Origin of the sequence: Mycobacterium genavense ATCC 51234 (assembly GCF_000526915.1) — a bacterium.
Taxonomy (GTDB): Bacteria; Actinomycetota; Actinomycetes; order Mycobacteriales; family Mycobacteriaceae; genus Mycobacterium; species Mycobacterium genavense.
This window is the reverse complement of record NZ_JAGZ01000009.1, coordinates 103,109-127,182: the sequence shown is the minus strand read 5'-3', so window position 1 is coordinate 127,182 and position 24,074 is coordinate 103,109. Positions and strand designations below refer to the sequence as shown.

Sequence of the window (24,074 nt, the reverse complement as noted above, 5' to 3'; positions counted from 1 at the left end):
CTGGAGGCCTTCCTTTTACCCTGCCTTGTGCAAAACTGCGGTGCAGTAATAGTTCTTGGCGAACGGGGCGTCGTCGCCGTCGGGTTGTTGCGGTAATCCGTTGTCGCCCAACAGTTGGTTCAGTCGGGTGCTGACCGGCTGCCAGCCGCGGTCCCGCAGATACGCGGCCGCATCGTTGCGTTCGCCGGGAAAGCCCAGATCGTCGAGCACGACGTCGAGCCCCTTCTCCCGCCACCGTTGGCTGGCGGCGTTCAACGCGGTCTCATTGGAGCCGGTGTTGATGAAGATCTCGGCCACCAGCCGGCTCTTGTCGGCCGACAGCGCGGTGATGTTGTCCAGCAAGCGATCCTGCGCGTCGGGCGGCAGGAAGCCGAGGAGACCCTCGGCGGCCCACGCGGCGGGTTGGCCGGTATCGAACCCAGCCTGCTGGAGTGCCGATGGCCAGTCGTAACGCAGGTCGACCGCGACGGCGCGGATCTCGGCGGTGGGCTTGGCGCCGAGCGCGTCGATCGTGGTGGTCTTGAACTCGATGACCTCCGGCTGGTCGATCTCGAACACCGTCGTTCCCGGCGCCCACGGCAGCCGGTACCCGCGTGCGTCCAGGCCGGAGGCCAGGATGACGACCTGGCGCAGACCCGCCGCCGCGGCATCGGCGAAGAACGCGTCGATGTAGCGCGTGCGCGCGGCCAGCAGGTCGGTCATCCGCTGCATACCCCAGGGCGCGTCGGGCTCGTCGACGTCGGAGGCGTCGAGCTCGCCGTTGGCCCACCGGGTGAAGAAGTCGATGCCCACGGCACGCACCAGCGGTTCGGCGAACGGGTCGTCGATCAGTCCGTCCTTGGTGGCCCGGGCCCGTCCGGCGGCCACCATGGTGGCGGTGGCTCCCACGCTCGTCGCCAAGTCCCAGGTGTCGTTGTCGCTGCGCGCCATGGATGCGCCCCTTCCGCCGATTACTGGTTAGACACATTAACGATACGGTCTCGCGATCGTTCGGCGTCCCCGGCTCCGGGACCGCTCAGTCCAGGCGGTAGCGGATCAGCCGAGAGCTGTTGGCCACCACCGCAACCGACGACGCGTTGTGCAGGATCGCGGCCAGCACGGGGGACAGGGCCCCGCCGGCGCCGATGATCAGCCCGACGGCGTTGACGGCGATCGACATGCCGTAGTTCTCCCGGATCACGTCGACCGCCCGGGCGCCCAGATCGCGGATGTCGAGCAAACGATGCAGATCGTCGTTGGCCAGCGCCACGTCGGCGGTCTCGACCGCGACGTCGGTTCCGGCCAGCCCCATCGCGATGCCGATGTCGGCGGCCGCCAGCGCCGGGGCGTCGTTGATGCCGTCGCCGACCATGCCGACGACGAAGCCCTCGCCCTGTAGCCCGCGCACCACCTCGAGCTTGTCCTCCGGCATCACCTCGGCGCGCCATTCGTCGATGCCCAGTTCGCCCGCGACCACCTGCGCGATGTCCGGGTGGTCGCCGGTGAGCATTACGATGCGGCGAATTCCATCGGCCCGCAACTTGTTCAGCACCTCGGCGGCCTCGGGGCGGACTTCGTCGCGCAGGCTGATCAACCCGACCAGGGTGCCGTCCACCGCCAGCAGCAGCGGCGTATCGGCCTGCCGGCGCAGCTTGTCGACCCAGGCCTTGGCCTTCTTGGAGACCTTGACCCGCTCGGACTGCAACAGCGACGGGCTGCCCAGCAGCAGGGTGCGGCCGTCGGCCCTGGTCCGCATGCCCAATCCGACCAGCGCCTCGCACTCCTCGTGCGGCGGGATGCTGATGTGGCGCTCCTCGGTGGAGCGGATCACGGCTTCGGCCAGCGGATGCCGGGAGTGGATCTCCGAGCTGGCCGCATACGCCAGTACCTGCTCGGGTTGCCAATCGGAGTGCATGGCAACGATATTGGTGACAATCGGCCGCCCGACGGTCAGCGTGCCGGTCTTGTCAAACACGATCGCGTCGATCCGGCCCGCCTGCTCGAGGTGCGATCCACCCTTGATCAGGATGCCGCGGCGCGCGCCGTTGCCGATCGCGGCGCTGATCGCGGTCGGGGTGGCCAGGCCCACCGCGCAGGGGCAGGCGATCAACAGCATGGTCATCGCACGCCGGAAGTCTCCGGTGATCGCCAGCGTGATGGCCGACACGACGAACGAGGTGGGAACGAAACGGCGCGAGAAGTTTTCGCCGACCGTCTGGATGGGCGCCCGGTCGTGCTGCGCCTCCTCCACGCGGGTGATGATGCGCCCGATGGCGGTCTGATTGCCGACGGCCTGTGCGCGCACCACGACGCGCCCCCGCACCACGACCGAGCCGGCGTGCACGTGGGTTCCCACGCCGACGCTGACCGGCAGGTTCTCGCCGGTGATCGCGGATTGGTTGACGACGGCCTCGCCGTCGACGACTTCGCCGTCCACCGGGATCGCGACGTGGTCGTGCACCACCACCTCGTCGCCGATCTCGACGCTGTCGATCGGCACCTGGACTTCTGACCCGTCGACGAGCCGGATCCACGCCGTGTCCTGGCTGCCACGCAGCAGTTCCGAAATGGCCCGTCGGGTCCGTCGCAAGGTCAGATCTTGAAGGTACTCACCGATATTGAGCAGCCACAGCACGGTCAGGGCGACCACGTTCTCGCGCAGGATCAGGCTCGCGACGGTGGCGGCCGAGACCAGCGCATCCGTGCCGGCCTTGCCGGATCGCAGTGAGCGCAACGCGCCGCGCAGAAACGGATAGCCGGTGAAGATCGTGACGCCGGTGGCCACCACCCGCCCGCTCGCCCCGAGCAGTGGTGGCCGGGCGAACACGTAGCGGCGCACCCCGAGCAGGCTCAGGGCCAGCCCGCCGATCACCATGCGCAACACGTCGGAGTTGCGGATTTCCGACGAATGTGGCGCGCGTGACGGAATCAGTTCGGCGGCAACGTGTTCGGCGCTGTCGATCGCGGCCAGCACCCCGGCGCGGTCGCAGCGGCGCGGCGAATACCAGACGACGACCGAACCGGTGCGCGGGTAGGCGTGCACGGCGCGTACGCCCGTCTGCTTGGCGACGGCCTCTTCGACTGCGACGGCCCGCCGGGCGCTGCAGCGCACCCAGGGCACGGCAACCCGCATGCGCCCGGCGGCATCCGAAAGTACTTCGAGGGGTGAGTCTTTGGCGGTTGCGATGTCTTCAACGATCGCGAGGCTCATGGTGAGCGATCAGTGGTCGTGATCGTGGGTGTCGCCCAGCGACGGGGTGGGTGCCTCCTCGCCGATGCGTTCGCGGGCTTCGGCCATCACATCGGCGAGCCGCAGGCGCGCCGACTCCGCGGCCGTCTCGGCTTTGCGGGTGCCGCGCAATCCGAGTTCCGCGGTCGCCACGGCGGTCTGGTGCAGCGGCACCTTGGCCACGGCCTTGCGCACGACCTCGTAGGCCGTCACCCCGACCAGACCGGTGAATACCGTTCCCGCCGCCTTTGCCAGTAGCCCGTATACCGCCATTGCCGGATCCTTCCCCGTCGCCTAGTTATTAATAACAACCATTATCAGATCGTTCCCCGGCACCGGCCGAGTTGTCGCGCCGTCCACCCCATGCTTTCACGAAGTTAACATTGATGTATTGCTATATCAATATGCGTCGAGGACGCGGGTGACCTTCTCGGTCTCGACCCGGCGCGCCAGTGTCGACGGATCGGGGTTGGCCACCTGCACCAGCGACGCGCCGACGGCCAGGATCGCCAGCAGGCCGTCGACCAACGCGGTCGGGCCGGCCCACGAGGCGGTGGACAGCACCCGATCTCGGGCCGTCAGACCCCTTGCTGCCGCGGAGTTTTCGCAGTCGGCCAGGATTTCGTCGACGGAGCGGCCGGCCAGGGCGGCACCGGGATGGAGTTCGGGGACGATCTGGTCGCCGTGCACCCGCACCGCGGTGGCGTAATCGGTGACGCCGATCGGCAGGTCGGGTGCCGGGCGGCCGAACGGATCCAGCGACAGCACCGCCACCTCTCCGCCGGGTTCCACTACAGCGTCGGCCTCGTCCAGGCGTTCGGCCGCGCACAGCGCCAGGTCGGCCGGCCCGGCGAGGACGGCCTCGGCACCGATCCACCACACCCCGAACAACACCGCCGCGGTCTGCCAGTGCGCCGGCAGCAGGATCGCCACCCGGCTGGTCGGGCCCGCACCCAGCTCGTCGCGTAACAGGTTGCCGGTCTTGGCGGCCCAGTTGGCCAGGGTCACCGCGGACAGTTCGATGCGCTCGCCGCTGGCATCGTCGTAGTAGGTGATCCGCGGACCGACCGGGTCGGCCCGCAGCTTCGGATCGAGGATCGCCCCGGACAGCGTGGTCAGTTGATGCACTCCGGCTTGTCGCTGCCGGCGGTCAGGATCGGCGAGGGCGCCGGCACATTCGGGTCGGTGGCCGACTGGTTTGTCACCCGGGCCGGTGCCGTCGTGCTGCCGGACAGGCCGGAGCCCGGTCCGGTGTAGTCGTTGGCCAGCACCACTCGGACCGATCCCGGCGCCAGCGACGCATCGGGTACGACGGGCAGCCCGCCCAGCTCCTTGGCGACCTCCTGGGCTCCCATGTCGTCGGGCTTGCTGGCCCGCACCTGGCTGGCCTTGACGTGGCCGCCGTCGTTGTTGCCGACGGCTCCGGTGGTAAATCCCTTGGAGCTCAACACGTCTGACACCGCGGCGGCCAATCCGTTGATATCGGTGTCGTTCACCACGCTCGCGGTGGTCTTGGCGGGGGTGTAGGCCAGTTGCTCGGTCTTGCCCTCGTCCTGGTCGTGCAGCAGGCCGGCGACCCAGTCCTGCACCTGGTGCGGGTCCACCCGGACCACGCTTTGCATGCCGTCGTCGCTCCAGCCGGCGCCGTCGAGCACCGGGATGGTGGCGAAGGCGACGTTACCGCCGGACAGCTTCTGCAGCTGCTTGACGAAATCCATCACGTCCCAGCCCTGGGAGATGACCACCGAGCGCTGCACCGCCGCCTGCAGCCGCTTGAGCGTGCTGGGGCTGGACAGCGTCTGACCGGAGATCACCCGGTGGGCGAGCGAGGCCATCACGACCTGCTGGCGCACCACCCGGTCGAGATCGCCGCGCGGCAGGTCGTGGCGCTGACGCACGAAGCTGAGCGCCTCGGCACCGTCCAGCTTTTGCGGGCCGGCCGGGAAGTCGGCACCCGAAAGTGGTTCGTACACAGCGTCTTTCAGACACACATCGACACCACCGAGGGCGTCGGTGATCAACGCGAAACCGAGCAGCCCGATCTCGGCATAGTGGTCGACGGTGACGCCGGTCAGGTCGGCGACGGTCTTGATCAAGGCCTCCCGCCCGGCCTCGGTGCCCTGGGTGGCGGCGTCCTCGGCCGAATCGCCCGCCTTGACCAGGGCGGTGCGCTTGGCTTCCCGGGTTTGGCCGTAGACGCCGTTGATCTTCGTCTTGCCCAGACCGGGCGCGGTGACATAGGAGTCGCGCGGAATGGAGATGGCGGTCGCCGATTTCCCGTTGTTCGGTATCCGGACCAGGATGATGGTGTCGGTGTTGGTGGCTTCTTCGTCACCGGCCTTCAGCGCGGCCAGCTCCTCGGGGGTCAGCGGGTTGCCGTGGGCATCGGTGCGGCTGTCCATGCCGACCAGCAGGATGTCGATCGCGCCGTCGTCGCCCCCCTTGCCCAACGACGGGGCCGACATGTGGAAGATGCCGTCCTCGAACGCTCGGACATTGTTCCACGCGACGCCGGTGCCGAGTACGACGGCGACGGCTAGCACAGTGGCAACAACACGAACCACACGTTGCACAGACATCACACTAGGCTACTTGCGGCACAGTCGCTTCCCTAGTAGCCGACGGCGGCGTGGCCCGTCCTTTCCGGCCCTTTTGCAGACATGCCAGACTCGAACCATGTCGGGCAGGATCGTGATCACCGGGGCCGGCGGGCAGCTGGGTGGTTGTCTGGCAGCACAGGGCGCCGATCAGGGCCGCGACATCCTCGCGCTGACCTCCGCCCAGTGGGACATCACCGACCCGGCCGCCGCCGAGGCAATCGTGACAAGCGGCGATGTCGTGATCAATTGCGCCGCCTACACCGATGTCGACGGCGCCGAGAGTGACGAGGCGCGGGCGTACGTGGTCAATGAGGCCGCGCCGGCGCACATCGCGAAGGCCTGCGCGCGGGCGGGCGCCCGGCTGATCCACGTCTCGACCGACTTCGTGTTCGCCGGGGATTACGCCGATCCCCGCCCGTTCGAACCCAGCGACGAGACCACGCCCCGCGGGGTCTACGCGTGCAGCAAGCGCGCCGGTGAGGTCGCCGTGCTGGCGGCGCTGCCGGAAGCCGTCGTGGTGCGGACCGCCTGGGTCTACACCGGCGGCACCGGCAAGGACTTCGTCGCGGTCATGCGCAGGCTGGCGGCCGGTGACGGCCCGATCAAGGTCGTCGACGACCAGGTCGGGTCGCCGACCTACGTCGCCGACTTGGCCGCCGCCCTGTTCCAGGTGGCCGACGACGGTGTGCCCGGGCCGATCCTGCACGCCGCCAACGAGGGCGTCGTCTCGCGGTTCGGCCTGGCCCGTGCGGTGTTTGAGGAGTGCGGCGCCGACCCCGAGCGGGTGAAGCCGGTGAGCACCGCGGAATTTCCCCGTCCCGCACCGCGCCCGACCTACTCCGCGCTGTCGAGCCGGGAGTCGGCGGCGGCGGGCCTGACGCCGCTACGGCCCTGGCGCCCCGCACTCGTCGCCGCGCTGGCCGCGTCGCAGGGGCCGGTCCCGGTGCACCGACCGATAACCTCTACGCGTGACTGACGTCCTGCCGGTCGTGACGGTGACCTATTCGCCGGGCCACCACCTCGAACGTTTTCTGGCTTCGCTGTCGCTGGCGACCGACTGCCCGGTCAGCGTCCTGATGGCCGACAACGGGTCCACCGACGGCGCCCCGGAGGCGGCCGTGGAGCGCTACCCGAATGTGCGATTGTTCAGCACCGGAGGCAACCTCGGCTACGGCACCGCGGTCAATCGCGCGATCGAGCACCTGGGTGAGCGCGGGGAGATCGACGACTGGGTGCTGGTGGCCAACCCGGACGTGCAGTGGGGTCCCAACAGCATCGACGCGCTGCTCGAGGCGGCCGCCCGCTGGCCGCAGGCCGGCGCGCTGGGCCCGCTGATCCACGACCCCGACGGCTCGGTGTATCCGTCGGCGCGGCTGCTGCCCAGCCTGATCCGCGGCGGCATGCACGCGATGATCGGGCCGTTCTGGAAGCGCAATCCCTGGACGGCGGCCTACCGCCAGGAGCGGCTCGAGCCCAGCGAACGGCCGGTGGGCTGGCTGTCGGGATCGTGTCTGTTGCTGCGTCGTTCGGCCTTCGGGCAGATCGGCGGGTTCGACGAGCGCTACTTCATGTACATGGAGGACGTCGACCTCGGCGACCGGCTCGGCAAGGCCGGCTGGCTCAACGTCTACGTGCCGTCGGCCGAGGTGCTGCACCACAAGGGCCACTCCACCGGCGACGATCCGGCCAATCACCTCGCGGCGCACCATCGCAGTACCTATATCTTTCTGGCCGACCGGCATACCGGTTGGTGGCTGGCTCCGCTGCGCTGGACGTTGCGGGTCTCGTTGGCGCTGCGTTCGGCCCTGATGGTGCGCAGCTCGCGCCGCCAGCGTTCGGCGAAGCGGGCAGAAGGGCGGCACTGAGTTGACGACGACCCCAGTGGATGCGGTGATTCTGGTGGGCGGCAAGGGCACTCGCCTGCGGCCGCTGACGCTGTCGGCGCCCAAGCCGATGCTGCCGACGGCCGGAGTGCCGTTTCTCACCCACATGTTGTCGCGCATCGCTGCGGCGGGCGTCCGGCGCGTCATCCTGAGCACCTCCTACAAGGCCGGGGTGTTCGAGGCGGAGTTCGGTGACGGCTCGGCGCTCGGTGTCGAGATCGACTACGTCACCGAATCCGATCCGCTGGGAACCGGGGGCGGCATCGCCAACATCGCCGACAAGCTGCGCCATGACACCGCGCTGGTGTTCAACGGCGACGTGCTCTCCGGCGCCGATCTTTCCCAGCTGCTGGAGTCGCACCGGGCGAATGCGGCCGACGTGACGCTGCACCTGGTGCGGGTGGGCGATCCGCGTGCCTTCGGCTGCGTGCCCACCGACGAGGACGATCGGGTGCTGGCCTTCTTGGAGAAGACCGAGGATCCGCCGACCGACCAGATCAACGCCGGCACCTATGTTTTCGAGCGCAGCATCATCGACCGGATCCCCCGCGGCCGGCCGGTGTCCGTCGAACGCGAGGTGTTCCCGTCGCTGCTGGCGGACGCGGGAGTCAAGGTCTGCGGCTACGTGGATGCCACCTATTGGCGCGACATGGGGACCCCGGAAGACTTCGTCCGCGGCTCCTCGGACCTGGTGCGCGGCATCGTGACGTCGCCGGCGCTGCGGGGTCATCACGGCGAGAAGCTGGTGCACGACGGCGCGGCGGTGTCGCCCGGTGCGGTGCTGATCGGTGGCACGGTCGTCGGGCGCGGCGCGGAGATCGGGCCCGGCGTGCGGCTGGACGGCGCGGTGATTTTCGACGGCGTCAAGATCGAGGCCGGCAGCGTCATCGAGCGTTCGATCGTCGGCTTCGGGGCCCGCATCGGTCCGCGGGCGCTGATCCGCGACGGGGTGATCGGAGACGGCGCCGATATCGGCGCGCGCTGCGAGCTGTTGCGCGGCGCCCGGGTGTGGCCCGGTGTGTCCATTCCCGACGGCGGAATCCGCTACTCCAGCGACGTTTAGCGTCGTCTGCCCGCCGAACGCGCGGCTGGCCGAGCGCTCGGCGTCCAACGCGCAGCTGGCCGGGATCTCGGCGCTACAGCGCCAACGCGCGTGAAACCAGATGCGCGAGGGCGTGATCCGCGCCGGGCGGCAGCGCGTCGGCCGGCCACCACCGCAGGTCCTCGGATTCCTCGCTGATCGCGATCTGCGCACCCGCCGGGGCGTGGGCGACGAATTGCAGATCCAGGTGTCGGGTCGGGACACCCAGCGAGCAGGTCACGGGGTGGACGTGAACCGCGGCCAGCTCCGGCCTGATGCGCAGATCGGGCACGCCGGACTCCTCGACGGCTTCGCGCAGCGCCGCGGCCACGATGTCGGGGTCCTCCTCGTCGCAGTGACCACCTAGCTGCATCCACTTTCCCAGCCGGGCATGCAGGGTCAGCAGCACCTGGGTGGCAGTGTCATCCAGCACGATCGTCGAGGCCGTGACGTGGCCGGGTGCGCACTCGCGCCGGCAGGCATCGTCGCGGCCGTGCACGAACGCCAGCACGGCGTGCCGCAGCGACTCCTGCGCCGGGTCGGGTGCCTGCCAGTCGGTGAGCAGCGAGATGGCCGAGTCGCGGATGCTCATCGGGCGCCGCGCCGGGTCCGGCGGTCGCGCAGGGTGTGCTACGCCGCTCGGCACTGCGCGACGACCCCCGGCGACCAGCCGAGCCCGTCGATCAGCACGTACCGGTCGACGGTGTCCAGCGCCTTCTCGATCTCGTTGACCTTCAACAGCAGATCGACATCCGCGGCGAGTTCGCCGGCCAGCGCCGGGGCGGGAATGGGCAGTTGCTCGGCTTCGGTCGGCTCGAGTTCCAAGATGCCTCCACCGTAACTGCGGCCCATGATCTCGGCGAACGCGAACGTCGCGCTGTTGTGGAACACGGCAGCAAACGCCGCCGGGTCGACGCCGGGGCCGGTTCGCATCCGGTGCACGGTGTCGGTGCTCGTCGCCCCGCGGCGTTGACGGTGAGCCGCGGGGCCAGATGAATCTGGCGCAGCAGGAACAGATCGGGCACCCACAGCGACGGGGTGCGCCACCACGGCTTACGGATCGAGCACTTGAAGCCCAGGTGGACACCGGCCGCCTCGCCGGCGTGGAGGTGGTCGGCCAGGGCGGCGTCGACCGGCCGGTCCGGGGCGTCGAGCAGCCAGGTCCGGTGCCCGGCCGCGATATCGCTTGTCCGGCAATCGGCGTCGTACACCAGGCCGCACAGCTGGCTGCTGCGCGAGACGAGCGGCACGCAGTGCGCCCGCAGGCCCAGCTCGCCGGCCTGGGCATCGGTGAAGGTGAAGAAGCTGTTGCGGCCCGTCACGATGCCGACATCCACGTCGGCGATCGCCCCGACCCGTGTCAGCGTGTCGGACTGTTTCAGCCTGCGCAGCAGTGCGATCGCGGCGGGGTCCAGGAAGTACTTGGTCCACTTCTCCTTCTCGTGCAGCAGCGCGGGCGCCGATGCGACGTCGAGGTCCGCGCGCTGAAGCGCGTCGGCGTCGGAGAGATTGACCGTGCGAATGCGCGCGGGACCCGCACCAACGACCCCGCAGAACAACACGACTTCCTGCAGGATGCCGTCGAAGACCAATCGCCGGAAGGTGACCAGAGTGATTTCTCGGTACCGGGTGAGCAGAAATTCGCGCAATTGGGCGGCATAACTGACTTGCAGCAATTCGGCGGGCAATACCAAACCCACCCGCCCGCCGTCGCGCACCATTACCGTGCTGGCGACGACGAACGGGACCCACGCGTTGGTCAGCCGGCTGGGGCGCAGGCCCTCGCGTCGCATCAGCTCCAGCGCCGGCTCGCGCTGCTCGCGGGCCCAGTTGCCGAACCGGATGTACGGCGGGTTGCCGGCCACCCCGTCCCAGCCGGTGGCCCCACACTCGGTCATCCAGGTGAACAGGTTCGCGGTCTCCACCGCGGCGAATCGTCGTGCCTTCAGCGCCTCTTGGGGCACGAGTTCGATACCCCGCACCTGATCGCTCAGCGCGGCCAGCTCGCGCAGGATCCGGCCGTCGCCGCACGACGGTTCGACGATGAGGGCCGGCCGCGCGCACCCAGCGGGCCAGGAATCGCGCCATCGCGGCCGGTGTGTAGTAGCCGCCGCGAACCTTCTCGGCGGATGCGGCCGCCTTGCCGGCGAACGTCGTCACCGGGTCAGTATCACTTGTCGATCAGCAGATCTCCGGGATTCACGGGGTCGCGCGGCCCCGCCGGTTCGGCGGCATAACCGATCGCGATGCCGCCCAACGGCTCCCAGTCGTCGGGCAGTTCGAGCTCGGCGCGGACCAGATCGGCGGCGAAGATCGTCGAGCCGATCCAGCAGCTGCCCACTCCGCGCACGGCCAGCGCGACCAACAACGCCTGCACGGCCGCGCCAACCGCGACGGTGAACATGGTGTGCTCCGCGGCGGTGCGCTGGACGTCGGAATAGGTGTGTGCGCCGTCGGGCACCAGCATCGGGATGACGACCTCGGGTGCGTCGTAGAGGATCTGGCCGCGCGCCACCCGCCGATCGATCGTGTCGGCCGGCTTGCCGTCGCCGGCCAGGTCGGCACGCCACTTGTTCTTCATCCGATCGAGCAGCCGGGTCCGCGTGGCCGCGCTGCGCAGCCACACGAACCGCACCGGGCGGGTGTGGTGCGGGGCCGGCGCGGTCAGGGCCTCGGCGACGGCCGCCTCGATCAGCTCGGGCCGCACCGGGTCGTCGCTAAACCGGCGCACCGACCGGCGCAGCAGCTGGGCCTGCCGGCGTCCCAGCTCGACGGCTTCGGCGGTGCCGAGCCAGAACAGGTCTTCGGGGCCGGGCCGCAGCAGGTTCCGGGCGGTGCTGCCGTCGTCGACCACGCGCAGGCCACGCACGACGGCCACCGGCAGCGCGGTCAGCTTGCCCTTGACCAGATCGGCCGCGGCGGCCACTTCGTCGGCCACGGCGATCTCGGTGACCACCAACTCGTTGCCGTGCTCGTCCAGGGCGTCCGAATAGCCGTGCAGCACAGCCAGACCCGCCGCGCCGATCGCGGCGTCGATCTGGCCGTTGCGCCAGGCCCGGCCCATCGTGTCGGTGATCACCACCGCGACGTCGACGCCGAGCTTGTCGCGCAGTGCGGCACGCAGGGCCGCGGCACTGCCGTCGGGGTCGAGCGGTAGCAGCGCGAGTTCGCTTCGGTCGACGTTGGATCCGTCGACGCCGGCCGCGGCCTGCACCAGGCCGAGCCGGTTCTCGGTGATCAGCGTGCGGCCCTTGCGCGCCAGCACGCGCACCGCCTCGGCGTCGACCAGCTTGCGCCGCAGCTCGTCACGCTCCTCGGGGTCCGCGGGCGCCGGCACCAGTCGGCCCTCGCATTTGGACACCACCTTGCTGGTGACCACCACGACGTCGCGGTCACGCAGCCACGGCGCGGCGGCGGCGATGGCCGCGCCGAGATCGTCGCCGGGGCGGAATTCGGGAAGCCCGGCCACGGGCAGGATCTCGATCGTCGCCGCGGTGCCGTGCTCCTTCGGAGAATCTGTCACGGCGCTACGCCCGCGATTTCCAGTCCGGCCCGCACCATTTCGGCCGTCGCTTTCGGATCGCTCATCAACAGCGGCACCGCCCGCACCGCGACGCCGTCGATTTCCGCTTCGAAGTTTTCCAAATCACCCTCGTGCACCAGCCAGCGATCCAATATTCCGGTGGCAGCGCGCGCTCCGTAATATCTGCCGACGGCCTCCGCGGTGGACTCGACCCCAATCACCTTCAGGCAGGCATCGGCCATGCCGCGCAACGGCTTTCCGCCGATGATCGGGGAGTAGCCGACGATCGGCGCGGCAGCCGCGCGCAGGGCGGCGCGAATGCCGGGGACGGCCAGGATCGCGCCGACGCTCACCACCGGATTGGACGGCGCCAGCAAGATGATGTCGGCGTTGCCGATGGCATCGACCGCTTCGGTTGTGGCGCTGGCAGTTTCGGCGCCGACGAACGCGAAGCTGTGGGTCGGCACGTCGGCCCGGTAGCGCACCCACCATTCCTGGAAGTGGATCGCGCGCCGGCTGTCGTCGGCGGGATCGGTGATCACCACATGGGTTTCGCACCGATCGTCACTGGCGGGCAACAGGTGTGCACCCGGTTGCCAGCGGTCGCACAGCGCCGAGGTGATCGCCGTGAGCGGGTAGCCGGTGTTGAGCATCTGGGTGCGCACCAGGTGGGTGCCCAGATCGCGATCGCCGAGTCCGAACCAATCCGGCTGCACGCCGTAGCGCGCCAATTCCTCTTTGGCATGCCAGGTTTCGTCGCGATGGCCCCACCCGCGCGCCGGGTCTACACCTCCACCTAAGGTGTACATGCAGGTGTCCAAATCCGGACAAACCCGAACCCCGTGGATCCAGGCGTCGTCGCCGATGTTGACGACGGCGCTCAGCTCGTGCTCGGAAGTTTGTCCCTCGACCGCGAACTGACCCAGCCCGAGTAACTGTTGAACACCCAGCAGGAACCGGGCACCCCCGACGCCGCCGACCAGAACGGTGACCTTCACACCGGACGACAGTACCGGCCAGCAGATTTGGGGCGGTTGTGACGGACACGCCGAAGGGCCGAAATAACAGAAACGCCGGAAAATGATCACGAGATGGTATGGAAATACGCCGAAACGCTTGACCGGGCAGATTAACCCGTGTCTAATCACATCAGTGTCATTTCCCGGTTGGCCGGCCGGTTCCGGTGTCGCAGACCGAGATTCGATCACTTGTTCGAATTGTCTGTCACAGCAGAACAGCGGGACACAACCACTCTCTCAAAACCAGCTGAGGAGGCGTACGACGCATGTCTTACGAGCACCTACGGGGCGTCATGCCGAGCACTGAGCGCGCCACGATCAGCTCCGCGCCGATGGTCAGGCCCCACCTGACCGTGGTCCCCGATGCGCCAATCGGATTCGAGCCCGAGCCGCTGCCGGAACCCGAACTCACGCCCGACCAATGGCAGGACCGCGCGCTGTGCGCGCAGACCGACCCCGAGGCCTTCTTCCCCGAGAAGGGCGGGTCGACCCGCGAGGCCAAGAAGATCTGCCTGGGCTGCGAGGTGCGTCACGAGTGCCTGGAGTACGCCCTGGCACACGACGAGCGCTTCGGCATCTGGGGCGGCTTGTCCGAGCGTGAGCGCCGCCGCCTCAAGCGCGGCATCATCTGAGGCGACGAGTTATTCGTCGTCGATCGTCGGGTCGATGACCGTCGGTTCGACGTCGAGGTAGATGGCCACCTGAGCCACCAGGATCTCGTGCAATAGCTCGCCTAGTTCGACGGTGTCTTTGGCGCGTCGTTCGATGGGTTTGCGGAACAAGACAATTCGCGCCCGCGTCGAGTTTCCCCGGACGTCCACCCCCGCGGGGATCAGGCGGGCCAGCGCGATCGGACCATCGGCGACGACCTCGGGTGGCCACTGCACACTGTCGGGATCCTTGGCGGCGATGCGCGGGATTTCGTCGACGGCCACGTCGAGTTCGGACACTCGTGATTGCCAGCGCCGCTCGATGGGTTCGTAGGCCTCCAGCACCGCCATGTCGAATCGCTCGGCCCGGCTGCGCCAGCCCGGCACCGTCGGCGGTAGCAAAGGACCGCGCATGTCCCGCCCGCGCCGAGTTGCCCGGTACGAAGCCGACCGACCCGACGGCCGCCCGTTCCGCGGGAAACCGCGCGAATCACCCACTCGCCAATGGTAACGGTTGGACATCGTGGGCCGAACGGTTGCGCGTGTCCGGCGCTTCGGCGGCGTTTTCGCACGATAGCCTTTCCGACGTGAACGTTCCCCGTCGCTGCTGCCGGCCCGGGTGCCCGCATTACGCCGTGGCGACCTTGACGTTCGTCTACTCGGACTCGACGGCAGTTGTAGGCCCACTCGCGACCGCGCGCGAGCCCCATTCGTGGGATCTGTGCGTCGGACATGCCGGCCGCATCACCGCGCCGCGCGGCTGGGAGCTGGTGCGCCACGCCGGGCCCCTGGCGTTGGAGCCCACCAATCCCGATGAAGACGACCTGGTCGCGCTCGCCGACGCCGTGCGCGAAAGGGGTGCGCAGGCGGCGCTGCCCCACGCCACCGGCATGCCGCTGAATGGCTTCTCGGACGCGAGTCTCCACCCGACCGGCGCCCAGGCCACCGCCCCCAGCAGCCAGGTGCTCGCGCCGCCGGAAAAGCGGTCCGGTCGCCGCCGCGGTCACCTGCGCGTGTTGCCCGATCCGTCCGACTAGGAGGACGCCCGGGCCGATAGGCTGGCGCCAAGAGGCAGATCATTCCATGGCGTCAAGGAGGCCCCGCATGTCTCGGCCCGCCGCGACCGTCCACCGCGTCATCAAGGCTTATGACATCCGCGGACTGGTAGGCGAAGAGATCGACGAGTCGCTGGTTGCCGAAATCGGTGCCGCGTTCGCCGCATTGATGCGTGGCGAGGGCGCTCAGCGCGTGGTGATCGGGCACGACATGCGCGACAGTTCGCCGGCGCTGGCCGCCGCCTTCGCGACCGGCGTGACGAGCCAGGGCCTGGACGTGGTGCGGATCGGGCTGGCGTCGACCGACCAGCTGTACTTCGCTTCGGGGTCGCTCGATTGCCCCGGCGCGATGTTCACCGCCAGTCACAACCCAGCCGCCTACAACGGCATCAAGCTCTGCCGGGCCGCTGCGTTGCCGGTCGGCGCGGACACCGGGGCGAAGGAGATCGCCGAGCACCTGATCGCCGGGGTGCCGAGCTACGACGGGCCGCCCGGGACCAGCACCGATCGTGACGTGCTGAGCGGTTATGGCGAGTTTCTGCGGTCGCTGGTGGAAACCTCCGGGCTGCGGCCGTTGCGGGTGGCGGTGGACGCCGGCAACGGCATGGCCGGTCACATCGCCCCGGCGGTGCTCGGCGCGATCGACTCGATCACGTTGTTGCCGTTGTACTTCGAGCTCGACGGGTCGTTTCCCAACCACGAGGCCAACCCGCTGGACCCGGCCAACCTGCTGGATCTGCAGTTCTACGTCCGCGAAACCGGGGCCGACATCGGACTGGCCTTCGACGGCGACGCCGACCGGTGTTTCGTGGTCGACGAGCGCGGGATGCCGGTCTCACCGTCGACGGTGACGAGCCTGGTGGCCGCCCGCGAACTCGGCCGGGAAATCGGTGCCACCGTGATCCACAACCTGATCACGTCGCGCGCGGTGCCTGAGCTGGTCGCCGAGCGCGGCGGCACACCGCTGCGCTCGCGGGTCGGACACTCCTATATCAAGGGCCTGATGGCCGAAACCGGCGCGATCTTCGGCGGCGAGCATTCCGCGCACTACTACTTCCGCGACTTCTGGGGCGCCGACTCGGGCATGCTGGCCGCGCTGTACGTGCTGGCCGCCCTCGGCGAGCAGGACCGGCCGCTGTCGGAGCTGACCGCGGACTACCAGCGCTACGAGTCCTCCGGCGAGATCAACTTCAAGGTCGCCGACGCCGCGCTGTGCGTGGACGCGGTGTTGAAGGCGTTCGGCAGCCGGATCCACTCCATCGATCACCTGGACGGGGTGACGGTCGATCTGGGCGACGGTAGCTGGTTCAACCTGCGCAGCTCCAACACCGAGCCGCTGCTGCGGCTCAACGCCGAGGGCCGCACCACCGAGGACGTGGAGGCCATGGTCGCCGAGATCAGCGCCGAGATCACCGGCCAGGTGCAGCGCAACGAGGGCGTGCCGTGAACGCCACCCGGGCGATCGACCTCGAGGACACCGACGGCCTGATCGCCGCCGACCGGCAGGGCCTGTTGCGGTCCGCCTCGTCGGCCGGCGCGCAGGTGCGCGCGATCGCCGCGGCGGCCGACGAAGGCGAGCTGGACTCGCTGCGCACCGGCGACCGCCCGCGCAGCGTGATCTGGGTGGCCGGACGCGGGACCGCCGAGACGGCCGGGGCGATGCTGGCCGCGACGCAGGGCGGCGCGGCGTCGGCGCCGATCACGCTCGTCAGCGAGGCCTCGCCGTGGGTGGGACCGCTCGACGTGCTGATCGTCGCGGGCGACGACTCCGGCGACCCGGCCCTGGTCGGTGCCGCCGCGACCGGGGTGCGCCGCGGGGCGCGGGTGGTCGTCGTCGCGCCGTATGAAGGGCCGCTGCGCGACTCCACCGCCGGCCGCGTTGCGGTGCTGGCGCCGCGACTGTGGGTTCCCGACGAGTTCGGGCTGTGCCGGTACCTGGCCGCCGGCCTGGCCACGCTGCAGACGGTGGACCCGCGACCGGACATCGACCTGCCGACGCTCGCCGACGAGCTGGATGCCGAGGCGCTGCGCAACAGCGCGGGCCGAGAGCTGTTCACCAACCCGGCCAAGACGATCGCCGCCCGGCTGTCCGAGCACCCGGTCGCCCTGGCCGGTGACGACGCCGCGACGCTGGCGCTGGCCCGGCACGGCAGTTCGACGCTGCTGCGGATCGCCCACCAGGTCGTCGCGGCCAGCGGGCTGGCCGATGCCGTTGTGGCACTGCGCGAATTCGGCGAGAGCACGTCGTCGGTCGACGCACTGTTCCACGATGAGGAGATCGACGGGCCGTTGCCGCAGCGACTGCGGGTGCTGGCGCTGACGTTGTCCACCGACCGGACGGTGGCCGCGGCGCGGGTGGCCGGGCTCGACGGCGTCTTTCTGATCGCGGCCGAGGAGGTGCCCGAGCTGCCCGACCCGGCCGGACCGGCGCGCGAGCCGGGCGGTGCCGGGCGCCCCGAGCAGCAACTGGCAGTATTGGCCGTTCGGCTGGAGATGGCCGCCGTTTACTTGAGACTGGTGCGGAGATAGATAGACAAGTGGAACAGCTTCGCGGTGCCGTACGGACGTATGCGTGGGGGTCGCGCACGGCCATCGCCGAATTCACCGGGCGTCCGGTGCCCGCGGCTCACCCCGAGGCCGAGCTCTGGTTCGGCGCGCATCCGGGGGATCCGGCCTTTCTGGAAACCGAGCACGGCGAGGTCTCGTTGCTGGATGCGGTGACCGCCGATCCGGAGGGACAGCTCGGCTCCGCGTCGCGCGACCGGTTCGGTGACGTGCTGCCGTTCTTGGTCAAGGTGCTCGCCGCCGACGAACCGCTGTCGCTGCAGGCGCATCCGAGTGCCGAACAAGCCATCGAGGGCTACCTGCGCGAGGAAAAGTTGGGCATCCCGGTGGCCTCGCCGGTCCGCAACTACCGCGACACCTCGCACAAGCCCGAATTGCTGGTGGCACTGCAGTCATTCGAGGCGCTCGCCGGGTTTCGTCAGGCGTCGCGCACCGTCGAGTTGCTGCGGGCGTTGACCGTCACCGACCTCGATCCCTACCTCGAACTGCTGAACGACCAGTCCGACGCCGACGGTCTGCGCGCGCTGTTCACCACCTGGATCACCGCGCCGCAGCCCGACATCGACGTGCTGGTGTCCGCGGTGATCGACGGCGCCATTCAGTACGTCAGCTCCGGCGCAACGGAATTCGCGGCCGAGGCCAAGACGGTGCTGGAACTCGGCGAACGCTACCCCGGCGACGCCGGGGTGCTGGCTTCGTTGTTGCTCAACCGGATCAGCCTGGCCGCGGGCGACGCGCTGTACATCCCGGCCGGCAACCTGCACACTTATCTGCGCGGGTTCGCGATCGAGGTTATGGCTAACTCCGACAACGTGTTACGCGGCGGACTGACCCCCAAGCACGTCGACGTGCCCGAGTTGTTGCGGGTGCTGGACTTCGCACCGACCGCCGAGGCGCAGTTGCGGCCGAAGGTCCACCGCAAGGGGCTCGGGCTGATCTACAAAACCCCGGCCGAGGAGTTCGCGGTCGCCCTGCTGACGCTCGAGGGTGAGCATCTGGGCCACGAGGTCGACGCGTCGCCGAACCACGACGGTCCGCAGATCTTGTTGTGCACCGAGGGTTCTGCGGTGGTACACGGGAAATCCGGCTCACTCAAACTGGAGCGGGGCATGGCCGCCTGGGTCGCGGCCGACGACGGCCCGGTGGGGTTGGTCGCACACGAACCCGCCAAATTGTTCAGGGCGACAGTGGGTTTGTGACGGCCGGTTCGCTGCCGGCGCGGCGCGATTTGCGGCGGTCACGCAGGCACAGCCGCAGGTTGTGAGTGATGGTCCGGCCGATGATCCGCGGCGGCGGAACCATGTAGAGGCTGTCGAGCAGCGAGAACCGGCGCAAAAACCATTCGGCGAGAACGGGTTCGGTTTCGGCGGCGCCGAGGAATTGATCGAACAGCGCTCCCGACGGCCGCCACTACCAGGGGATCGGATCACGAGCGCCGGCGTGGTGGAAAGCGACGTCGCCGATCGCGTTCATCGTCCACACCGGATACGTGGTCTTGGCGGTCGCCCGATTGAGTCGAGCGGCCAGGTCGCCGTCCGCGGACCGCAATGCCTGCCGCAGATGACCGGCCTGCAGTGACGTCATCGTCATGCCTTGCCCGAAGGTGGGATTGAAGCTGGCCACCGCGTCGCCGAGGGGGATGATTCCGGCCGGAAACCGGTCCAGCTTGTCGTAGCGGCGCCATCTGCTGGCCGGGAACGCGTGAAATGCCGGTGCGCCAACGGGTTCGGCGTTCGTCAGCACCTCAATGAAATGCGCCGGGAGTAGTGCGATGGCCAGCGCGACCATCTCCGGGAAGGTTGTCGGCGGCTTGGCGCCGGCCACGCCGAAGGTGGTCAGCACGCAGGTGCCGTCCTCGTAGCACAGCATGCCCATGCCCAGCGACTGGTCGTGGGAGGCGCCCGCCACCACCACCTTCGCCGCGATCAACCCCTCCGGGATGCGGAACTGGTGGCTGGCGTAGCTGATGCCGAGGTCCAGGGTTTGCTCGGTCGGCCGCCGATATCCCCACTGCGTCAACCACACCGGCAGCCGGGTGCCCCGACCCGCCGCGTCGACGACGAGGTCGGCCGGCACCAAGTCCGGTTCGGCGCCGTCGACCGGGTCCAGCAGCACCCCGGTCACCCGCTGGCGCGCCGGGTCGAACCGCGGTTCGGCGACCGATCGCCGCAGGATCTTTACGTTGTCGATGTCCAGCACGCGGCTGCGCAACTGCCACTCGAGATGCGGCCGGCTGGGCACGTACGCGGTGAACTCGTCGCGCAGCGTGTGACCCGTTCCCAGGACATGACCCGCGGCGCCCAGGTGGATGCAGTCCGGGCGATTCTCCAGCATCGGCACGCCGGCGGCCACCATGTCCTCGAGCAGGCCCGGAAACAGGGTGTCGAATTCGGCGGCCCCGCGCGCCATCAGCAAATGCAGATGCCGATCCTGCGGAGTCGCCGCCCGATTAGCCGGGGCGGGCGGCAGGTCGTCCCGCTCGTAGACACTGACCTGCGAATACACATCCGAGAGCACCCGCGCGGCGCACAGCCCCGCGATGCTCGCGCCGATCACCACCGCGTGGTCTCGCGGGTCTGCGGATTCCGGCATCCGGGGGGGAGTACCCAGTACTGTGCGGTCCAATGACTTCTGACGTTAACGAGAGGGCGGCAGATGGCCAACCGATGGCGCACCAAGTCAGTCGAACAGTCCATCGCCGACACCGACGAGCCCGACACCCGACTGCGCAAGGTGCTCACCTGGTGGGACCTGACGGTGTTCGGGGTGGCCGTGGTGATCGGCGCCGGCATCTTCACGGTCACCGCGTCGACCGCCGGTGACATCACCGGCCCGGCGATCTGGATCTCCTTCGCGATCGCGGCGGTCACCTGTGCGCTGGCGGCGTTGTGTTACGCCGAATTCGCCTCCACACTGCCCGTCGCGGGCAGCGCGTACACCTTCTCCTACGCCACCTTCGGTGAGTTCCTGGCCTGGATCATCGGCTGGAATCTGTTGCTGGAATTGGCAATCGGTGCCGCCGTGGTGTCCAAGGGCTGGTCGAGTTATCTCGGGTCGGTTTTCGGATTTGCCGGTGGCACAATCACTTTGGGCTCGATCAATGTCGACTGGGGCGCGCTGCTGATCGTCTTCCTGGTGGCGACGCTGGTCGCCGTGGGTACCAAGGTGTCGTCGAGGATTTCGGCGGTGATCACCGCGATCAAGGTGTCGGTGGTGATCTTCGTCGTGGTGGTCGGCGTCTTCTACATCAAGGCCGCCAACTACTCGCCGTTCATCCCCAAGCCGGAAGCCGGGCACGAGGCCAGCGGCCTCAACCAGTCGGTGCTGTCGCTGGTGACCGGGGCGCACAGCAGTCATTACGGGTGGTACGGCGTGCTGGCTGGCGCCTCGATCGTGTTCTTCGCGTTCATCGGATTCGACATCGTCGCGACGATGGCCGAGGAAACCAAACATCCGCAGCGCGACGTGCCGCGGGGGATCTTGACGTCGCTGGGCGTGGTCACCTTGCTGTACATCGCGGTCTCCGTGGTGCTGTCCGGCATGGTGTCCTACACCCAGCTCAAAACCATGCCCGGCGGCAAGGCGGCGAACCTGGCCACCGCGTTCACCGCCAACGGGATCGGTTGGGCGAGCAAGATCATCGCCGTCGGGGCACTGGCCGGGCTGACCACGGTGGTGATGGTGCTGGTGCTCGGTGGGTGCCGGGTGCTGTTCGCGATGGCGCGCGACGGGTTGTTGCCGCGGCCGTTGGCCAAGACGAGCTCACGCGGGACGCCGGTGCGGATCACCGTGCTGGTCGGGCTGGTGATCGCGGCGACGGCGTCGGTGTTCCCGATCAGCAAGCTCGAGGAGATGGTCAACGTCGGGACGCTGTTCGCGTTCGTTTTGGTGTCGGCCGGGGTGATCGTGCTGCGCCGGACCCGCCCGGATCTGGAGCGCGGGTTCCGGGCGCCGTGGGTGCCGGTGCTGCCGATCGCCTCGATCTGCGCGTGTGTCTGGCTGATGGTCAACCTCACCGCGCTGACCTGGGTCCGGTTCTCCGTGTGGCTGGCGCTGGGGACCGCGATCTATCTCAGCTACGGGTATCGCCATTCGATGCAGGGTCGCCGGGAGGTCGCGCGACCGACGTAGCCCACGCTCGATTACAAATCAGTCGTTTTGTATAGATACAAGACGCAAACGGCAGTATTGTCCAACCTCAAGTGGTGTGACTCACAAGGAGGTTTGGCATATGACCACACAGATCCCAGCCCAGGAGCTCGGGGAAACCGAGTGGCGCGACAAGAAGCGCTACCTGTGGCTGATGGGGCTGATCCCGCCGACGGCGCTGTTCGTGATGCTGCCGATCGTCTGGGGACTGAACTACCTCGGCTGGCACGGCGCGGCGCAGGTGCCGCTGTGGATCGGGCCGATCCTGCTCTACATCGTGCTGCCGATCCTGGATCTGCGGTTCGGGCCGGATAGGCAGAACCCGCCCGACGAGGTGATGGAGCGGCTGGAAAACGACAAGTACTACCGCTACTGCACCTACATCTACATCCCGTTCCAGTACCTCAGCGTGGTGCTGGGCGCCTACCTGTTCACCGCGTCGGACCTGGGCTGGCTGGGCTTCGAAACAGGCCTGGGCTGGGCCGGCAAGATCGGCGTCGCGCTGTCGGTCAGGGTGCTCGGCGGCGTCGGCATCAACACCGCGCACGAGCTGGGGCACAAGAAGGACTTGCTGGAGCGCTGGCTGTCCAAGATCACCCTGGCCCAGACCGGCTACGGCCACTTCTACATCGAGCACAACCGCGGCCACCACGTGCGCGTCTCCACCCCCGAGGACCCGGCGTCGGCCCGCTTCGGCGAGACGTTCTGGGAGTTCTGGCCCCGCAGCGTCTTCGGCAGCCTGCGCTCGGCCGTTCGGCTGGAGGCGCAACGGATCCGCCGGCTCGGCCGCAGCCCCTGGGATCCGCGGACGTATGCGTCCAACGACGTGCTCAACGCCTGGGCCATGTCGGTGCTGCTGTTCGGCGCGCTGATCGCGGTCTTCGGCGTCGGCGTGATTCCGTTCCTCGTCATCCAGGCCGTCTTCGGCTTCTCGCTGCTGGAAACCGTCAACTACCTCGAGCACTACGGCCTGCTGCGGCAGCGCAACGCCAACGGCCGCTACGAGCGCTGCGCCCCGGTGCACAGCTGGAACTCCGACCACATCGTCACCAACCTGTTCCTCTACCACCTGCAGCGGCACAGCGATCACCACGCCAACCCCACCCGGCGCTACCAGACGCTGCGCAGCATGGCCGGTGCGCCCAACCTCCCCAGCGGGTACGCGTCGATGATCGCGCTGACCTACATCCCGGCGGTGTGGCGCAAGGTGATGGACCACCGGGTGCTGGCGCACTACGACGGCGACATCACCAGGGTCAACATCCATCCCCGGATGCGCGCGGGTGCTGGCGAAGTACGGAGCCCCCGAGAAGGTGCACGCATGAGCGTCTACCGCTGTCCCTGCTGCGGCTACACCTACGACGAGGCGAAAGGCGCTCCGCGGGAAGGGTTTCCCGCAGGCACGCCGTTTGCCGACATCCCCGACTACTGGTGTTGCCCCGATTGCGCGGTGCTCGAAAAGGTCGATTTCGAAGCGTCGGAAGAATCAGGAGTGAATTCATGAGCGACTACAAGCTTTTCGCCTGCGTGCAGTGCGGATTCGAATACGACGAGGCCAAGGGCTGGCCCGAGGACGGCATCGCCCCCGGCACCCGGTGGGACGACATCCCCGACGACTGGAGCTGCCCGGATTGCGGCGCGGCGAAATCCGACTTCGAGATGGTCGAGGTAGCTCGATCCTGACGGCCTCAGCAACTAATGTCGCGCCTGTGAAGCGGATTCCATACGCCGAGGCCTCGCGCGTGCTGCTGCGTGACTCGGTGCTGGACGCGATGCGCGACTTGCTGCTGACGCGGGACTGGTCGGCCATCACGCTTTCCGACGTGGCCCGGGCCGCGGGCATCAGCCGGCAGACCATCTACAACGAGTTCGGCTCCCGGCAAGGTCTGGCGCAGGGGTACGCCCTGCGCCTGGCCGATCGCCTGGTCGACAGCGTGCACACCGCGCTGGACGCCAACGTCGGCAACATGTTCGAAGCGTTCCTGCAGGGCTTCCGGGCGTTCTTCGCCGAGTCGGCGTCCGACCCGTTGGTGATCTCCCTGCTCAGCGGGGTCGCCAAGCCCGATCTGCTGCAGATCATCACCACCGACAGCGCGCCGATCATCACCCGTGCCTCGGAGCGGCTGACCCTGGCGTTCACCACCACCTGGGTGGCGACCAGCGACGAGGACGCCGGCGTGCTGGCGCGCGCGATCGTGCGGCTGGCGTTGAGCTACGTCTCGATGCCGCCGGAGGCCGATCATGACGTCGCACGCGATCTGGCCCGTCTGATGACACCTTTTGCCGAACGTCACGGCGTCATCAACATCCCCTGACCTGGCGGGCTCACCGGCGCCTATTA

Annotated in this window: 21 protein-coding genes and 3 pseudogenes; 13 read left to right on the top strand and 11 right to left on the bottom strand. The window is 68.7% G+C overall.

Translation table 11 applies throughout. The features are described from left to right. Positions 1–15: 15 nt before the first annotated feature. The 5 genes from T428_RS0118835 to T428_RS0118815 form a co-directional block, all read right to left on the bottom strand. Complete coding sequence (locus T428_RS0118835) at positions 16–930, bottom strand: class I SAM-dependent methyltransferase (protein WP_025737704.1); 915 nt, start codon at positions 928–930, stop codon at positions 16–18. Between the two features lie 85 nt (positions 931–1,015). After that, entirely contained in the window at positions 1,016–3,190 is a 2,175-nt protein-coding gene (gene ctpC, locus T428_RS0118830; protein WP_025737703.1) for a manganese-exporting P-type ATPase CtpC, read from the bottom strand. Positions 3,191–3,199: 9 nt separating this feature from the next. Next, entirely contained in the window at positions 3,200–3,481 is a 282-nt protein-coding gene (locus tag T428_RS0118825) for a DUF1490 family protein (protein WP_025737702.1), read from the bottom strand. Between the two features lie 126 nt (positions 3,482–3,607). Next, entirely contained in the window at positions 3,608–4,336 is a 729-nt protein-coding gene (locus tag T428_RS0118820) for a TIGR03089 family protein (RefSeq protein WP_025737700.1), read from the bottom strand. Then, positions 4,324–5,790 carry an LCP family protein gene (locus tag T428_RS0118815; RefSeq protein WP_025737699.1) on the bottom strand — a complete coding sequence of 489 codons (1,467 nt, stop codon included), beginning with the start codon at positions 5,788–5,790 and terminating at the stop codon, positions 4,324–4,326. The genes T428_RS0118820 and T428_RS0118815 overlap by 13 nt, the downstream gene beginning before the upstream one ends. Before the next feature lie 94 nt (positions 5,791–5,884). Here T428_RS0118815 and rfbD point away from each other — a divergent pair, with 94 nt between their 5' ends. Genes rfbD through manB form a run of 3 tightly spaced genes read left to right on the top strand, consistent with a single transcriptional unit; the run spans position 5,885 to position 8,754 of the window. Next, complete coding sequence (rfbD, locus tag T428_RS0118810) at positions 5,885–6,784, top strand: dTDP-4-dehydrorhamnose reductase (protein ID WP_025737698.1); 900 nt, start codon at positions 5,885–5,887, stop codon at positions 6,782–6,784. Then, positions 6,777–7,673, top strand: coding sequence for a glycosyltransferase family 2 protein (locus T428_RS0118805; RefSeq protein ID WP_025737697.1), 897 nt, complete (start codon positions 6,777–6,779; stop codon positions 7,671–7,673). The genes rfbD and T428_RS0118805 overlap by 8 nt, the downstream gene beginning before the upstream one ends. A 1-nt stretch (position 7,674) precedes the next feature. Further along, a complete protein-coding gene (gene manB / locus T428_RS0118800) occupies positions 7,675–8,754 on the top strand; it encodes a mannose-1-phosphate guanylyltransferase (protein WP_025737696.1) in 1,080 nt (359 codons plus the stop codon). Between the two features lie 73 nt (positions 8,755–8,827). On the opposite strand, the gene T428_RS0118795 is transcribed toward manB, so the two are convergent. The 4 genes and pseudogenes from T428_RS0118795 to cofD form a co-directional block, all read right to left on the bottom strand. After that, positions 8,828–9,364 (bottom strand): NUDIX hydrolase, encoded by a 537-nt coding sequence (locus tag T428_RS0118795; protein ID WP_025737695.1) that lies wholly within the window; start codon positions 9,362–9,364, stop codon positions 8,828–8,830. 38 nt (positions 9,365–9,402) lie between these two features. Next, positions 9,403–10,932: pseudogene (locus T428_RS29415) on the bottom strand (Eco57I restriction-modification methylase domain-containing protein). A 10-nt stretch (positions 10,933–10,942) separates the two neighbouring features. Next, positions 10,943–12,295: a coenzyme F420-0:L-glutamate ligase gene (locus tag T428_RS0118785; protein WP_025737694.1), complete on the bottom strand. Its 1,353-nt coding sequence runs from the start codon at positions 12,293–12,295 to the stop codon at positions 10,943–10,945. After that, the gene (cofD, locus tag T428_RS0118780) at positions 12,292–13,293 is read right to left on the bottom strand and encodes a 2-phospho-L-lactate transferase (protein ID WP_025737693.1); all 1,002 of its coding nucleotides are present in this window, start codon (positions 13,291–13,293) and stop codon (positions 12,292–12,294) included. Before cofD ends, T428_RS0118785 begins: the two co-directional genes overlap by 4 nt. 287 nt (positions 13,294–13,580) lie before the next feature. Here cofD and T428_RS0118775 point away from each other — a divergent pair, with 287 nt between their 5' ends. Next, positions 13,581–13,946, top strand: coding sequence for a WhiB family transcriptional regulator (locus T428_RS0118775; RefSeq protein WP_342666348.1), 366 nt, complete (start codon positions 13,581–13,583; stop codon positions 13,944–13,946). 9 nt (positions 13,947–13,955) lie between these two features. Here T428_RS0118775 and T428_RS0118770 read toward each other — a convergent pair whose 3' ends face one another. Continuing rightward, complete coding sequence (locus tag T428_RS0118770) at positions 13,956–14,378, bottom strand: metallopeptidase family protein (RefSeq protein ID WP_025737691.1); 423 nt, start codon at positions 14,376–14,378, stop codon at positions 13,956–13,958. A gap of 173 nt (positions 14,379–14,551) precedes the next feature. Here T428_RS0118770 and T428_RS0118765 point away from each other — a divergent pair, with 173 nt between their 5' ends. From T428_RS0118765 to manA, 4 genes are all read left to right on the top strand, one after another. After that, positions 14,552–15,001 carry a DUF3499 domain-containing protein gene (locus tag T428_RS0118765; protein ID WP_211243977.1) on the top strand — a complete coding sequence of 150 codons (450 nt, stop codon included), beginning with the start codon at positions 14,552–14,554 and terminating at the stop codon, positions 14,999–15,001. 67 nt (positions 15,002–15,068) lie between these two features. Further along, positions 15,069–16,466 carry a phosphomannomutase/phosphoglucomutase gene (locus tag T428_RS0118760; RefSeq protein ID WP_025737689.1) on the top strand — a complete coding sequence of 466 codons (1,398 nt, stop codon included), beginning with the start codon at positions 15,069–15,071 and terminating at the stop codon, positions 16,464–16,466. Then, positions 16,463–17,548, top strand: a complete 1,086-nt coding sequence (locus T428_RS0118755) for a hypothetical protein (RefSeq protein ID WP_025737688.1) — start codon at positions 16,463–16,465, stop codon at positions 17,546–17,548. Before T428_RS0118760 ends, T428_RS0118755 begins: the two co-directional genes overlap by 4 nt. Before the next feature lie 8 nt (positions 17,549–17,556). Further along, positions 17,557–18,783, top strand: coding sequence for a mannose-6-phosphate isomerase, class I (gene manA / locus T428_RS0118750; protein WP_025737687.1), 1,227 nt, complete (start codon positions 17,557–17,559; stop codon positions 18,781–18,783). On the opposite strand, the pseudogene T428_RS29410 reads toward manA, so the two are convergent. Further along, a pseudogene (locus T428_RS29410) lies at positions 18,761–20,143 on the bottom strand (FAD-dependent oxidoreductase). The gene manA and the pseudogene T428_RS29410 overlap by 23 nt on opposite strands. Positions 20,144–20,239: 96 nt before the next feature. On the opposite strand from T428_RS29410, the gene T428_RS0118740 reads away from it, so the two are divergent. From T428_RS0118740 to alkX, 5 genes and pseudogenes are all read left to right on the top strand, one after another. Continuing rightward, complete coding sequence (locus T428_RS0118740) at positions 20,240–21,715, top strand: amino acid permease (protein WP_025737685.1); 1,476 nt, start codon at positions 20,240–20,242, stop codon at positions 21,713–21,715. Positions 21,716–21,815: 100 nt separating this feature from the next. Further along, positions 21,816–23,058 (top strand): annotated as a pseudogene (locus tag T428_RS29405) (alkane 1-monooxygenase). After that, a complete protein-coding gene (locus T428_RS33305; protein WP_169733675.1) occupies positions 23,055–23,237 on the top strand; it encodes a rubredoxin in 183 nt (60 codons plus the stop codon). Before T428_RS29405 ends, T428_RS33305 begins: the two are co-directional and overlap by 4 nt. Beyond that, positions 23,234–23,416: a rubredoxin gene (locus T428_RS0118730; protein ID WP_025737683.1), complete on the top strand. Its 183-nt coding sequence runs from the start codon at positions 23,234–23,236 to the stop codon at positions 23,414–23,416. The genes T428_RS33305 and T428_RS0118730 overlap by 4 nt, the downstream gene beginning before the upstream one ends. Positions 23,417–23,442: 26 nt before the next feature. After that, positions 23,443–24,048 (top strand): TetR family transcriptional regulator AlkX, encoded by a 606-nt coding sequence (gene alkX / locus T428_RS0118725; RefSeq protein WP_036468414.1) that lies wholly within the window; start codon positions 23,443–23,445, stop codon positions 24,046–24,048. Positions 24,049–24,074: the final 26 nt, after the last annotated feature.